Here is a 13,143-nt window from a genome sequence, read left to right as displayed (position 1 = left end):
AGGATCTGGAAGCCTCTCACCCTCGCTTCCACCAGGCATAACACGGGCCAGCGAAGCTGGCCCGTGTTATGCCTGCCCCCCCCCTACGCCTGCTCTTCAACCGAGCGGAAGATGTCGGTTTCGCTGATGATGCCGATGGGGTGGTTGTCGCGGGCGACGACGATGCGCCGGATGTTTTTTTCGAGCATCAGCCGCGCACATTCTTTGAGGCTTACTTCAGGCGCGATGGTGATCAGGGGCCGGGTGGCGATGTGATCGACGGTGATGCCGTCGAGTGACCGGTCTTCGCGGACGATCTTTTTGAGGACGTCGCGCATGGTCATGATGCCCCACCTGCCGGCGGCGTCGGGTTCGACGACGACGCTGGTGATGCCCCGTGAGCGCATCAGGTGCGTGGTGTCGTGCAACGGGGCTGACCCTGCGACTGAGACGACGCCACGGGTCATCAGGGCACCGACGGTGTCGCGGGGGTAGGTGTCGGTTTCGATGGGACGGACGAGTTCTGGGCCGAAGGCGGGGTGAATGCGCTGTTCGTCACCCAGCAAGCGATCCATGTTGTTGATCATGGCGTCGGCAAATTCCGAGGTTTTCACCTCTTTGGCGTCGGGCATCATACGCGCAAAGTCGTAGGTGACGATTTTCTGCCCAATGGTGCGTTCGAGGGCGCCGATGATCAGATCCGCCGCTTCGGTCCAGCCCATGTATCGCAACATCATGTCGCCCGACAGGATCACTGAGCCGGGGTTGACTTTGTCGAGATTGGCGTATTTCGGAGCTGTGCCGTGCGTCGCTTCGAAGATGGCATGCCCGGTGACGTAGTTGATGTTGCCACCAGGGGCGATGCCGATGCCGCCTACCTGCGCTGCCAAGGCGTCAGAGAGGTAGTCGCCGTTGAGGTTGAGCGTGGCGATGACGTCAAATTCGTCGGGGCGCGTCAGGATTTGCTGGAGCGTAATGTCGGCGATGGCGTCTTTGACCAGGATCTTGCCGCTGGCGAGCGCGGCTTTCTGCTCGTCGTTCGCCGCCGATTCGCGGTACATCGAACGGGTGCGCTCCCACTGGGCCCAGGTGTAGACATAGTCGCCAAAGGTGCGTTCGGCGTATTCGTAGCCCCAGTCGCGAAAGGCACCTTCGGTAAATTTCTGGATGTTGCCTTTGTGAACTAGGGTGACGCTCTTGCGCTTGAAGGCGATGGCGTATTGGATCGCGGCCCGCACGAGCCGTTCCGTGCCAACACGGCTGACCGGTTTGATACCAATGCCCATGTCAACCCGGCCATCCAGAGGCGCACCAATCATGCCCAGGAATTCATCGACCTTTTCGGCAGTGCCAAAACGGATCTTGGCAAAATCTTTGGGATAGCTCTGCTCAATGAATTCGAGCACCCGACTCGCTTCGGGGGTGCCCGCCCGATATTCGATACCGGTGTAGATGTCCTCGGTATTCTCCCGAAAGATGACCATGTCCACCCGTTCGGGATGAAACACCGGTGAGGGGACGCCGGTAAAGTAGCGCACCGGGCGCAGACAGACATAGAGGTCGAGCATCTGGCGAAGCGCCACATTGAGTGAGCGAATGCCCCCGCCGATCGGGGTGGTCAGCGGCCCTTTGATGCCAACAAGGTAGTGTTTGAAGGCTTCAACGGTCTCGTCAGGAAGCCAGCTACCCGTATCGCGGAAAGCCTTTTCGCCAGCCAGAACTTCGTGCCAGGCAATCTTGCGGGTGCCGCCATAGGCTTTGGCCACCGCAGCGTCAAAGACCCGCACACTGGCACGCCAGATGTCAGGGCCTGTCCCGTCACCCTCAACAAACGGGATGATCGGGTTGTCCGGAACAATCAGCGTGCCATCCTTGAGCGTAATGCGCTCGCCGGTTGGGGTTGTTCGCGTGGGCATGCGTTGTTTCTTCCTCTACTCTATTCGTCAAAGCCTGAGTCCATTGCTGCCATTATAGCCTAAGAGGGAGGATTTAGGAGAGATGGAGATAGGAAAAAGGTGGGGGCACGGCGGCGCCGTGCCCCCACACGCCGCCGTACGGGCACGGCACCGCCGTGCCCCCACACTCGCTGAGGGTAAGTCAATAGAATGCAATGCCCTTGTTCACTCTTCGTTCCCGTTGACACAAGTTTGATCATTGGTATAATTCCAATGCACATCTGAGCACACCGCCCGCGTATTGTGTTGGTTCTTGCCTATTCGTCTGGGTAGGCTGACACAGTCGCACCACTGCACGCTGCGACGCATCGCTTGGCGTCACGTCGCCTGGAGAGGGTCCTATGCTCGGTTCATTTCTACCCATTCTTGTTCTCTTCCTCGTCGCTGCGTTTATCGCTGTTTTTGTGATTACGGTTTCGTCGCTGCTTGGCCCGCGTAAGAGTACCCCACGTAAACTCGCACCCTATGAGTCGGGCATGGAGCCGATTGGGGCGGCGATTCGCCGTATTCCGGTCAAGTTCTATGTGGTGGCAATGCTCTTTATCGTCTTCGATATCGAGGTCATCTTCTTCTATCCCTATGCGCTCGTCTTTCGCGAGTTGGGGGTGCCGGGGTTGATGGCGATGGGCTTCTTCTTCCTCGTGCTGGTGGTGGGCTTTGTGTATGAGTGGAAGAAAGGGGCGCTGAAATGGGATTAGAAACGAAGGCTGGCGATCTGGGGGTCGTAACGACTTCGCTCGAATATGTGGTCAATTGGGGCCGTACCAATGCGATGTGGCCGCTGCTGTTTGGGTTGGCCTGCTGCGCCATCGAGATGATGGGGGCGCAGAGTCCCAATTATGATCTGTCCCGCTTTGGGATGGAGATTAATCGGGCGTCGCCCCGCCAGGCCGATCTGATGATTGTGGCGGGCCGCGTGAGCCGCAAGATGGCTCCGGTGGTGCGCCGCCTCTACGATCAGATGAGTGAGCCTAAGTGGGTGGTCGCGATGGGCGATTGTGCCTCGTGTGGGGGCATTTTCAATAATTATGCGATTGTCCAGGGCGTTGACGAGATTGTGCCGGTGGATGTCTATGTGGCCGGCTGTCCTCCTCGCCCCGAGGCGCTTATTGATGGCATTATGATGCTGCACGAGAAGGTTAAGCGTGAGAAGATCAGTGGAATCAAAGAGCAACCGCTGCGCCTCGAGCAGCCGCTGATACAGCAGGTGGATGTGAAGAAGTATGGATAATCAGACAATACGTGACATGCTGCAGGCGCAGTTTCCTCAGGCGATCGTGGATGTGAGCGAACGCCTCGGCGATCTGAGTGTGACGCTCCGCCGTGAGCATCTGCTGGCGGTGGTTGGGTTCCTGCGCGATCATCCTGATGCGCCGTACGATTTTCTCGAACATCTCTCTGGTGTAGATTATCTCGGTCGTACGCCGCGCTTCGAGGTGGTGATCCATCTTATGAGCCTCCGCTATCTTCATCGGATCTGCCTGAAGGTCACGGCGCCCGAGGATGATCCCCACGTGCCGTCACTTACGCCGCTCTATCCGACGGCGAATTATCAGGAACGCGAGACCTGGGATCTGCTTGGCATTGTCTTTGACGGCCATCCTTCGTTGAAACGCATTCTGATGCCCGATGACTGGATCGGCCATCCGCAACGCAAGGATCATCCGCTCGGCGAAGAAGAGGTTGCGTTTACCTTTAATCAGGAACGCATCTACGCCCAGAAGCCTTTTGCAAAAGAGTAAGTCTATGACGATCCTTGAGGTTCCAACTCCTCACGATATTACGGAGCCAGCCCTCGCTGGTACCACCGAGACGATGGTGCTCAATATGGGCCCGCACCACCCGAGTACCCACGGGGTGCTGCGCTTGGTGCTTGAGCTCGACGGCGAGATTGTGATTAGCGCTGCCCCTGATGTCGGCTTCCTCCATACGGGTATCGAAAAGAATATGGAGAGCAAGACCTATCAGAAGGCGCTGGTCATGACTGACCGGATGGATTATCTCGCCCCGCTCTCGAATAATCTCTGTTATGCGCTGGCCGTTGAAAAGTTGATGCAGGTCGAGATCCCGGAACGGGTGCAGGTGATCCGGGTGTTGCTGGTCGAGTTGCAACGCATTTCGTCCCATCTGGTCTGGCTCGGGACCCACGCGCTTGACCTGGCGGCAATGAGTGTCTTTCTCTATGCGATGCGCGAGCGCGAGCAGATCCTCGATATTTTTGAACTGGTCTCGGGCGCACGGATGATGACCAGTTATATCAGGATCGGTGGCCTGGCGTATGATGTGCCAGTTGATTTCTTGCCAACGGTTGATGCGTTGGTTGAGGTGATGCCGAGCCGCGTTGATGAGTATGAAGATCTGCTGACCGGTAATCCGATCTGGCTTGAGCGTACGGTTGGCGTTGGCGCAATTGATGGCAAGTCTGCGGTTGCCTATGGGCTCACCGGCGCGAATCTGCGTGCGACCGGGGTGCCCTACGATGTGCGCAAGGCACAGCCCTATTCGGGCTATGAGACCTATGAATTTCAAGTGCCGATTGGCAAGAATGGCGATATCTATGACCGCTATCGCGTGCGCATGGCCGAGATGCGCCAGAGTGTGTTAATCTGTCGGCAGGCCGCTGAACGCCTGCGGGCCATCGGCCCCGGCCCGTATGTGACGCCCGACCGCAAGGTCGCCCCACCCCCCAAGAGCGAGATTACCCATAGCATGGAGTCGCTCATTCATCACTTCAAGCTCTGGACTGAGGGTTTCAAGCCGCCCGTCGGCGATGCGTATGTGAGCATCGAGAGCCCGCGGGGTAGCCTGGGATGTTATGTGGTGAGCGACGGTGGCCCCAAGCCATGGCGGGTGCATTTTCGTAGTCCTTCTCTGATCAATTTGCAGGGCCTGCACCATATGGCGAAAGGTCGCCTGGTCGCCGATCTCGTGGCCCTGATTGCCAGCCTTGACCCGGTGCTGGGTGAGGTAGATCGGTAAGCATATGCTGCTTGAGACACATCGCGAAGCGATTGAGACGATTGTCGGGCGTTATGCCTCGCCGCGCAGTGCGGTGCTGCCGTTGCTCTACCTGGCCCAGGATGTCTATGGGCATCTGAGCAATACGGCGATCCGCGAGGTTGCCGCCATCCTGGCCTTGCCCGAGACGGCTGTCTTTGAGGTGGTTGGTTTCTATACGCTCTTTTATAGTCGGCCTGTGGGCACCTGGATGCTGCAGGTCTGTGATGATGTGCCCTGTTGTTACCTGGGTGCCGAAGAGTTGATCACGGCACTTAAAGATAGTTTGCAGATCAAAGAAGAAGCGACGAGCACCGATGGGATGTTTACGCTGCAACGGGTGAAGTGCCTCGCGGCATGCGACCGTGCGCCGGTGCTTCAGGCTAACCTTGATTATGTCTATGATGTGACGCCGGATAAGGTCGAGGCGCTGCTCAAGGATCTGCGGAGCCGCGCCGCCGACGCGAGACGGCGAGGGGTTTCAGGGCGTTTTGCCGAAGATTTTGCGGTCACTGAGCAGGGTGCGGTCGAACTGGTCGCCCGTGATGCCCCCTATCAGTCCCGTCAGTTTGAGGTGCAAGGCCCGCCCCCGCCACCCGAGCCGATTCCACCTCCCGAGGTTGAGTCCGGGCAAGATCGAGCCGAGACGCGGCGAGCATCGCCTCTGTAAGGCGCGAAGGATCTCGCTTGTGCTGGCGCAAACGGCCAGCGAAGTTGGCCGTTTGCACCAGCACAAGCTTAGGTTTTAGGGCGACAGCCCTAACGTTCATGCGTAGACTAGCAGGAACATGCACATGGGATTGAGTGACTATATTATTATGCGGGAATTGAATTTCCCCGATATTAATCGCTTTGAACGCTACTGCCAGGTTGGTGGCTGGGAGGCCTATCGTACGGCGGTGAAAGAGCAGACGCCAGCCACGATTGTGCAGATGGTGAAAGAGGCTGGTCTGCGCGGTCGCGGCGGCGCGGGCTTTCCAACTGGTATCAAGTGGAGCTTTTTGCCCAAGGATGTCTTTCCGCGCTATCTGCTCTGTAATTGTGATGAATCAGAGCCTGGCACCTTTAATAATCATCAGATTATTGATCGTAATCCACATCAACTTATTGAGGGTGTGGCACTCTCGGCGTATGCGATTGAGTGCCATACGGCCTATATCTATATGCGGGGCGAGTTTGCCGCTGCGGCGTTGACCCTCGAACAGGCCATTGACGAGGCGTACCGCGCTGGTCTGCTGGGCAAGAATATCCTCGGGACAGGCTACGACCTCGATATCTATGTGCATCGTGGGGCCGGGGCGTACATCTGTGGCGAAGAGACGGCGCTGATGGAGTCGCTCGAAGGCAAGATTGGACAGCCGCGCCTCAAGCCGCCCTTCCCGGCGGTCGCCGGGCTCTATGGCAAGCCGACGATCATCAATAATGTGGAGACGCTGGCCAATGTGCCGCGCATTGTCGAGAAGGGTGTGGCCTGGTACCGTTCGCACGGCACTGAGAAGAGCCCGGGCACCAAGTGTTTTTCGCTCTCGGGGCATGTAAATCGCCCCGGCAACTATGAATTGCCCTTTGGTGTGCCGCTGCGCGATTTGATCGAGAGCCCCGAGTATGGTGGGGGTATGAAGGGTGGCCGCCCGGTCAAGATCATCATCCCCGGCGGCGCCTCGGCACCCTGGTTGACCGCCAAACACCTGGATGTGCCGCTCGACTATGAAGGCGTGGCGGCGGCGGGTTCGATGCTTGGCTCGGGGGCAGTGATTGTGCTCAATGATACGGTCAAAGCACCGCACGTCGCCTACAAAATGGACGAATTCTTCAAGCACGAGAGTTGCGGCAAATGCACGCCGTGCCGCGAAGGCACGCACTGGCTGGTCAAGGTGCTGCATCGCCTCGCCGAAGAGGGCCACGCCGAGCCCGACGATATTCCGACGCTGCACGGCATCTATCGCCAGATGGCAGGGAATTGCTTCTGTCTGCTCGGTGAAAGCGCCGTCATGCCGATCAAATCGGCGCTTGAACTCTTCCCCGAAGAGTTCGAGGCAATTATCAAGGCGAGCAACGAACGACACCAGCGCAATGGCGCCCACGCGATCCCATTGAGAGTGAGTTGAGACTATGGTAGAAGCAACCATCGCGATCCACCCACACTGGACAGTCGACCTGTTGCGCCAGATGCCGCAGGTCGCGGGTGAGCGCTATGAGTTGATCCAAGGAGAGTTGCATGTGACGACCCAGCCCCATACCCGGCATCAGATTGCGTGTACCCGCCTTGCCACTGAACTCAACAACTGGAGTCAGCCGACCGGGGTCGGCATCGCAATTGGCGCTCCTGGACTGGTGTATGCAGATAATGAAGCCGTGGCCCCCGATGTTGTCTGGGTGAGTCATCAACGCCTGGCCGAACTGCTCGGTGACGATGGCAAATTGCACGGTTCGCCTGAATTGATTGTTGAAGTGCTGTCGCCTGGTAAAGCCAATGAAGTGCGTGATCGCGAACTAAAATTGGAACTCTATGCACGCCACGGGGTCAGAGAGTATTGGATTGCCGATTGGCGCACGAGCAGCATCAGCGTGTATCGTTGGGTAGAAGCAGATTTCGCCCTGGTCGAGACATTGCAGAGCGGTGAGACCCTTACGTCACCTTTGTTACCAGGTTTTGCATGTGCGGTTGAGCGGTTGTTTGCCCTGGCATAAGCTTGCTGGAAAGAGCTATCTATGGCCGATGTTACGATCACAGTGAACGGTGTCACCTTCAGGGTACCTGCGGGTACGAATGTGGTTGATGCCGCACGCATAGGCGGTATTTCGATCCCGGTCTTTTGCTATCACCCGCGGATGAAGCCGGTCGGCATGTGCCGGATGTGTCTGGTGCAGGTTGGTACACCCCGCCTCGATCCGGCGACGCGCCAGCCGATGCTGGGTGAGGATGGCCGCCCCGTGATCGCGATGATGCCCAAGTTGCAGACCGGGTGTACGACGCCGGTTAGTGAGGGCATGGTGATCAATACGGAGAGCGATGAGGTGCAGTTTGCCCAGAAGGGTGTGCTGGAGTTTTTACTGACCTCGCATCCACTCGATTGCCCGGTCTGCGATAAGGGCGGCGAGTGCCCGTTGCAAAACCTGACGATGGCATGGGGACCAGGCAACAGTCGTTTTGACTACAACGACAAGGTTCACTTCGAGAAGCCAGTGCATCTCGGCGACCTGATTCTGCTCGACCGCGAGCGCTGTATCCTCTGTTCGCGGTGTGTGCGCTTCCAGGACGAGCTCGCCGATGATCCGGTGCTTGGTTTCGATAACCGTGGCCGCAACTGGATGATCATCTCGAAGAGCGATCCGCCGTTCGATAGCAAGTTTTCGGGCAATACAACCGATATCTGCCCGGTTGGTGCCCTGACCAGTGCCGACTTCCGCTTCAAAGCCCGCGTCTGGGAACTCAGTTCCAAGCCGGTGGTCTGCACGCTCTGTCCCGTCGGCTGCAATCTCAGCCTCGATATGCGCTACGACCAGTTGATGCGGGTGATGCCGCGTGAGAATGGGGCGGTCAACGATATCTGGATCTGCGATAAGGGCCGCTTTGGGCATCGCTTTATCGAGCACGAGAGTCGCTTGACGACGCCGCTGATCCGCAAGGGTGGGCATCTGGTCGAGGCGAGCTGGGACGAGGCACTGGCGCTCGTCGCCGAGAAACTCGCCGCTGTGCAGAGCAGTCGCGGGGGCAGTGCGATCGCGGGCCTGGCTTCACCGCGCCTTAGCAATGAAGATCTCTACCTCTTCCAGAAACTCTTCCGTGAGTACTTTGGCAGCCACAACCTTGACCATACGCTTGGCAGTGCTGCCGATGTGGATTACGACGAGCACGGGGCGTTGATGGGGGTTGGCAAGGGAACGAATTTGATGGAGATGGGGGCCGGGAGTCTGGTGCTGGTGATCGGGGCCGATCCCGAAGAAGAAGCGCCGCTCTATGTGCTGCGGTTGCGGGCGATGCTTGAACGCGGGGCGAAGTTGGTGGTGGCAAATATGCGCCCAACCAAGTTGGAACGCTCGGCGACAACCAGGCTCTATTATCAGCCAGGGAGCGAGCTTGCTTTTGTACGCGGGTTGCTGCGGGCGGTCTTTGATCGCGTTGGTCACGAGCGCCTGCATCTCAAGCATAGTGGGCTTGAGCAGTTGCGCAAGACGTTGAGTGACCTGAGCGTTGAGCAGGCCGCCGAATTGTGTGGCGTGCCTGCCGAGACGATCCGGGCGGTAGCGCAGGCGTTGCTCGAGGCAAAACAGGGCCTCATTATGTACGGGGCCGAGGCTCGGAGTGCTGGCCCTGGGATGAGCGAGAGTCTGGCGGTGCTGGCGGCGTTGACGGGGAAAGTCGGCAAGCCAGGCAGCGGGCTGATCGCGTTGCTGCCAGGAGGTAACAGTCGCGGGGCGCTTGATATGGGCGTGCGGCCCGATGCTCGCGCCGGCTATGCCGTGCTTTCACAGCGCGGCCTGGGGGCGCGCGAAGTCTGGCCGGCGCTGCGCGAAGGGCGCGTCAAGGCGGTCTGGATCGCCGGGCTTGATCCGGCGGCACAGTTGCCAGCGGCCCGTGCGGCCCTGGAAGCGGCTGACTTTGTGGTGGTGCAGGAACTCTTCTTGACCGAAACAGCGAAACTGGCCGATGTGGTCTTGCCAGCCGCCAGCGTCGCCGAACGCGAAGGCACCTATACCAATGCCGAGCTCCGGGTGCAACGGTCGCGCCAGGCCCGCCAGGCCCACGGCGAGGCCCGCCCCGACTGGCAGATCATTCAGGGTGTCGCCCAGCACCTGAGCGAACTGAGTGTCCCTGTGGCCGTGCCGACGCAGCGTGTCGAAGAGAGTAGCCAACCCGTCGGTGGCAAAGGCAAAAGCAAAGGCCCAGGCAAGACCACGGCAGTCACCGTGGCCGAGCCGTCAACCTGGGATTACCTGACCCCCAGCGAGATCGCCGCCGAGATTGCCGAACGCGTACCAGGCTATGCCGGGATCACCTACAGTGCGCTTGCTGCCACAGGCCAGGGTGGGGACTGGGGACGCCAGACCAACGAGGCGATCTTCTATGATGGTACCAACTACGAAAATAGCGAAGGCATCGGGATCCAACTGCCGAATCTGATCGAGGGACAAAAGACCGCGGTGAGCCTCGGCTTGCGGCCATTGAGCAAACCGGCTCACGAGCGCAGCCTGCTGTTGGTCAGCCAGAGCCTGGCCTATGATGGCGATCTGCTACTGCGCGGATCATTGCTGGAACGCCAGATCCCGCAGCCTTACGTCGCACTCAGCCAAACTGATGCGGACAAACTCAACATCAAACCGGGTGATACGGTACGGCTCGACTCGGCGGCAGGCGAACTGACGCTCAGCGCACGCGTCGTTGACGATGTGCCCGCCGGGGTAGCGCTGATCCCGTCGAACCTGCCCAACTTCAGCGCAGCAGCAGTACAGACCGGGCCACGCACACGGGTCAATCTGGTGAAGGTTGTAACGGGATAGGGGTAGCTATGAACTGGCTAGGCCTTTTGATCATCATTATCCAGTCTGTTGTGATCGCCTTGGCGATCACCACGGCCTTTGCCTATTTAACCCTCTTTGAGCGGCGGTTGCTGGCCCGCTTTCAGAATCGGGTAGGCCCTAACCGGGCCGGGCCGAACGGCTTTCTCCAGCCCGTCGCCGACGCGGTCAAGCTCTTTTTCAAAGAGGATATTGTGCCCTCGGCAGCCGACAAAGTGGTTTATCTGCTGGCGCCTGCAATCGCGGTGATCCCGGCGATCATCATCTGGGCCGTGATCCCCTTTGGTTGTCTGAATATTGACTGGAACTACCAGGCCTGCTTTGCCGAGTCGTCGAGTGGGGTCAATAATATTCTGCAGATTGCCGACATCAATGTGGGCGTGCTCTATCTGCTCGCCATCACAAGCATCGGAGTCTATGGCATCACGCTGGCAGGCTGGGCAAGCAATAACAAATACTCGATGATGGGCGGCATTCGTTCGACGGCGCAGTTGATTAGCTACGAACTCGCGCTCGGGACAGCCGTGCTGGCGGTGGTGATGACCTTCAGCACGCTCAGCACGCACGAACTGGTCTATCATCAAGGGGTACTCTGGGGCATCGTGCCGCAATTCCTCGCCTTTGTGATCTTTATGATTGCCTCGACTGCCGAGGTGGTGCGTGCGCCGTTTGACCTAGTCGAAGCCGAACAGGAACTGGTCGGTGGCTACAATACCGAGTATGGCTCAATGAAATTCGCGCTCTTCTTTATGACCGAATACATCAAACTGATTGCGGTCAGCGCGATGGCCGTCACCTTCTTTTTTGGTGGCTGGCGCTTTCCGGGGCTCGAAATGCTCGGGGCAGGCGTCGAAGGACTGGCAGGACCAGTAGTCGCCAGCATTGCGGTGGGCCTGGCCTCACTGGGGTCATTCCTGTTGAAACTGGTTGGCTTCCTCTTTCTCTCGGTCTGGATTCGGGCCTCGTGGCCGCGCATTCGCTACGACCGCCTGATGGATCTGGGGTGGAAGTGGCTGCTTCCGCTGGGATTGATCAATCTTGCGGCGACAGCCGTGGCCTTTGTGCTCATTGAAAGCTTTGTGCTGGCGTCGTTTATGCTGCTCGCCTTTGGCCTGCTTAGCCTCGCGATTGCAGCAGGCATCAATCGTGTGCCCAAACCAGTAGACAATGTCACCTATGTGAGTGATGTCCGTAGCCAGGCCGAGACGGGTCAGTAGCAGCAACAACGCCCCGGTGCGGGCGAGCGACAAGGAGTGGGTTGATGATCGGACAATTGTTGAAGGGGTTGCGCACAACCTTTGGCTATATCTTCACGCAGCCGGTGACGGTTCAGTACCCCGAGGTCAAGCGCCCGGTCCGTGAGCGGTTTCGTGGGCGGCACGAGCTCAAGCGGTTTGCCGATGGCAAAGAGCGCTGCATTGGCTGTTCGCTCTGCGCGGCGGCATGCCCCGCCGATGCGATCCTGGTGGTACCCGCCGAGAATACGCCCGATCATCAGGTCTCGTACGGTGAACGCTATGCCGCCACCTACGAGATCAACATGCTGCGCTGCATCTTCTGTGGCTATTGCGAAGATGCCTGCCCGACCAATGCGATTGTGCTTGAGCATCAGTACGAGCTTTCGTTCTATGATCGGCGCGACTCCATCTATACCAAAGAGATGCTGCTGGTACCCGAAGATCAGGGCCACGGCGATGCGCCACCCATTCTGAGTCAGCTCGAGCGCCGCCCAAGCCCACCAGCGCAGATCGACCTGTAGGGGAGTGACCATGGATTTTGTGCTCTTTTTTCTCACGGCAGCCATCGCCCTCGCAGGGGCCATTGCCATGCTCGTCGCACGCAATGCCATTCATAGCGCTCTCTTTTTGCTCTTGAATTTCGGGGCAATCGCTGTCCTCTTTTTGTTACTGCAATCACCATTTCTCTTTACGATCCAGCTCTCGATCTATGCTGGCGCGATCATGGTGCTCTTTCTCTTTGTGGTGATGTTGCTCGGGGCAGAACAGGTCGAGGCGGCGCAGGACAAGTTGCCGTGGCAACAGCCGCTAGCGCTAGTAATGGGGGCGGGCTTGCTGGTGATTGCGGTGATCACGGCGGTACGCGGTGGTTCGAACGACGCACCGCCGGGGGGTGAAGCCGCCGAAGCCTTTGGTGACCCGGCGAGCCTGGGCGAGCTGCTCTTTACCGAGTATCTGTTGCCCTTTCAGATTACCGGAATCATCCTGCTGGTCGCGGTCATCGGCGTGGTGGTGCTCAACCAGCAGCGCAACCAGGCCCAAAGCGAAGAGACGCCGAGCGAACGACCGGGTTCGCGTGTGCAACCGTAGTCGTCTGATGCAATCGTACAAGGATCTTGCATGGTTCCCACGACCTTCTATGTTCTGTTGAGTGCCGCATTATTCACGATTGGCGTGCTCGGGGTCTTGATTCGCCGCAACGCGATTGTGGTCTTTATGTCGGTTGAGTTGATGCTCAATGCGGCCAACCTGGCCCTGGTTGCCTATGCGCGCGAACGGCTCGCGGTTGATGGTCAGGTGCTCGTCTTTTTTGTGATTACGGTAGCAGCGGCTGAGGTAGCCGTCGGTCTCGCGCTGCTGGTGGCGATCTTCAAATCGAAACGAACCGCCGATATCGACGAGGTCAGTATGCTCCGAGGATAAGGGAGGCGCAGTGGCCCTTCCTTTGGCTTTGC

The 13,143-nt window shown here is 58.7% G+C and carries 13 protein-coding genes; 12 read left to right on the top strand and 1 reads right to left on the bottom strand.

Going from position 1 to position 13,143, the window contains the following annotated elements:
- Nucleotides 1–83 precede the first annotated feature (83 nt).
- Nucleotides 84–1,895: an NADP-dependent isocitrate dehydrogenase gene (icd, locus tag EYB53_RS16370; RefSeq protein WP_135479493.1), complete on the bottom strand. Its 1,812-nt coding sequence runs from the start codon at nt 1,893–1,895 to the stop codon at nt 84–86.
- A 380-nt stretch (nt 1,896–2,275) separates the two neighbouring features.
- Here icd and EYB53_RS16365 point away from each other — a divergent pair, with 380 nt between their 5' ends.
- From EYB53_RS16365 to nuoK, 12 genes are all read left to right on the top strand, one after another.
- Nucleotides 2,276–2,632, top strand: a complete 357-nt coding sequence (locus EYB53_RS16365; RefSeq protein ID WP_135479492.1) for an NADH-quinone oxidoreductase subunit A — start codon at nt 2,276–2,278, stop codon at nt 2,630–2,632.
- Entirely contained in the window at nt 2,623–3,165 is a 543-nt protein-coding gene (locus tag EYB53_RS16360; protein WP_135479491.1) for an NADH-quinone oxidoreductase subunit B, read from the top strand. Before EYB53_RS16365 ends, EYB53_RS16360 begins: the two co-directional genes overlap by 10 nt.
- Nucleotides 3,158–3,676 (top strand): NADH-quinone oxidoreductase subunit C, encoded by a 519-nt coding sequence (locus EYB53_RS16355; protein WP_135479490.1) that lies wholly within the window; start codon nt 3,158–3,160, stop codon nt 3,674–3,676. The genes EYB53_RS16360 and EYB53_RS16355 overlap by 8 nt, the downstream gene beginning before the upstream one ends.
- Nucleotides 3,677–3,680: 4 nt before the next feature.
- On the top strand, nt 3,681–4,913 hold the full coding sequence (gene nuoD, locus EYB53_RS16350; protein WP_135479489.1) for an NADH dehydrogenase (quinone) subunit D: 1,233 nt from the start codon (nt 3,681–3,683) through the stop codon (nt 4,911–4,913).
- Nucleotides 4,914–4,917: 4 nt separating this feature from the next.
- Entirely contained in the window at nt 4,918–5,601 is a 684-nt protein-coding gene (locus EYB53_RS16345) for a complex I 24 kDa subunit family protein (protein WP_135479488.1), read from the top strand.
- A 124-nt stretch (nt 5,602–5,725) separates the two neighbouring features.
- Nucleotides 5,726–7,039, top strand: coding sequence for an NADH-quinone oxidoreductase subunit NuoF (gene nuoF, locus EYB53_RS16340; protein ID WP_135479487.1), 1,314 nt, complete (start codon nt 5,726–5,728; stop codon nt 7,037–7,039).
- Between the two features lie 4 nt (nt 7,040–7,043).
- Nucleotides 7,044–7,622, top strand: coding sequence for a Uma2 family endonuclease (locus EYB53_RS16335; RefSeq protein ID WP_135479486.1), 579 nt, complete (start codon nt 7,044–7,046; stop codon nt 7,620–7,622).
- Between the two features lie 21 nt (nt 7,623–7,643).
- The gene (gene nuoG / locus EYB53_RS16330; RefSeq protein WP_135479485.1) at nt 7,644–10,433 is read left to right on the top strand and encodes an NADH-quinone oxidoreductase subunit NuoG; all 2,790 of its coding nucleotides are present in this window, start codon (nt 7,644–7,646) and stop codon (nt 10,431–10,433) included.
- An 8-nt stretch (nt 10,434–10,441) separates the two neighbouring features.
- Entirely contained in the window at nt 10,442–11,668 is a 1,227-nt protein-coding gene (gene nuoH / locus EYB53_RS16325; RefSeq protein ID WP_135479484.1) for an NADH-quinone oxidoreductase subunit NuoH, read from the top strand.
- 44 nt (nt 11,669–11,712) lie between these two features.
- Nucleotides 11,713–12,210, top strand: a complete 498-nt coding sequence (nuoI, locus tag EYB53_RS16320; protein WP_135479483.1) for an NADH-quinone oxidoreductase subunit NuoI — start codon at nt 11,713–11,715, stop codon at nt 12,208–12,210.
- Between the two features lie 10 nt (nt 12,211–12,220).
- Nucleotides 12,221–12,778, top strand: a complete 558-nt coding sequence (locus EYB53_RS16315; protein ID WP_135479482.1) for an NADH-quinone oxidoreductase subunit J family protein — start codon at nt 12,221–12,223, stop codon at nt 12,776–12,778.
- A 30-nt stretch (nt 12,779–12,808) separates the two neighbouring features.
- Nucleotides 12,809–13,111, top strand: a complete 303-nt coding sequence (gene nuoK, locus EYB53_RS16310) for an NADH-quinone oxidoreductase subunit NuoK (protein ID WP_097653847.1) — start codon at nt 12,809–12,811, stop codon at nt 13,109–13,111.
- The last annotated feature ends 32 nt before the right edge of the window (nt 13,112–13,143 follow it).

It is taken from the genome of Candidatus Chloroploca mongolica, assembly GCF_004762035.2.
GTDB classification, from domain to species: domain Bacteria; phylum Chloroflexota; class Chloroflexia; order Chloroflexales; family Chloroflexaceae; genus Chloroploca; species Chloroploca mongolica.
This window is presented reverse-complemented; position numbering and strand designations above follow the sequence as displayed.

What these genes read in the sequence shown, in the direction of transcription:
- icd (WP_135479493.1), bottom strand. Translation starts at nt 1,895, where the DNA reads ATGCCCACGCGAACAACCCCAACCGGCGAGCGCATTACGCTCAAGGAT.
- EYB53_RS16365 (WP_135479492.1), top strand. Translation starts at nt 2,276, where the DNA reads ATGCTCGGTTCATTTCTACCCATTCTTGTTCTCTTCCTCGTCGCTGCG.
- EYB53_RS16360 (WP_135479491.1), top strand. Translation starts at nt 2,623, where the DNA reads ATGGGATTAGAAACGAAGGCTGGCGATCTGGGGGTCGTAACGACTTCG.
- EYB53_RS16355 (WP_135479490.1), top strand. Translation starts at nt 3,158, where the DNA reads ATGGATAATCAGACAATACGTGACATGCTGCAGGCGCAGTTTCCTCAG.
- nuoD (WP_135479489.1), top strand. Translation starts at nt 3,681, where the DNA reads ATGACGATCCTTGAGGTTCCAACTCCTCACGATATTACGGAGCCAGCC.
- EYB53_RS16345 (WP_135479488.1), top strand. Translation starts at nt 4,918, where the DNA reads ATGCTGCTTGAGACACATCGCGAAGCGATTGAGACGATTGTCGGGCGT.
- nuoF (WP_135479487.1), top strand. Translation starts at nt 5,726, where the DNA reads ATGGGATTGAGTGACTATATTATTATGCGGGAATTGAATTTCCCCGAT.
- EYB53_RS16335 (WP_135479486.1), top strand. Translation starts at nt 7,044, where the DNA reads ATGGTAGAAGCAACCATCGCGATCCACCCACACTGGACAGTCGACCTG.
- nuoG (WP_135479485.1), top strand. Translation starts at nt 7,644, where the DNA reads ATGGCCGATGTTACGATCACAGTGAACGGTGTCACCTTCAGGGTACCT.
- nuoH (WP_135479484.1), top strand. Translation starts at nt 10,442, where the DNA reads ATGAACTGGCTAGGCCTTTTGATCATCATTATCCAGTCTGTTGTGATC.
- nuoI (WP_135479483.1), top strand. Translation starts at nt 11,713, where the DNA reads ATGATCGGACAATTGTTGAAGGGGTTGCGCACAACCTTTGGCTATATC.
- EYB53_RS16315 (WP_135479482.1), top strand. Translation starts at nt 12,221, where the DNA reads ATGGATTTTGTGCTCTTTTTTCTCACGGCAGCCATCGCCCTCGCAGGG.
- nuoK (WP_097653847.1), top strand. Translation starts at nt 12,809, where the DNA reads ATGGTTCCCACGACCTTCTATGTTCTGTTGAGTGCCGCATTATTCACG.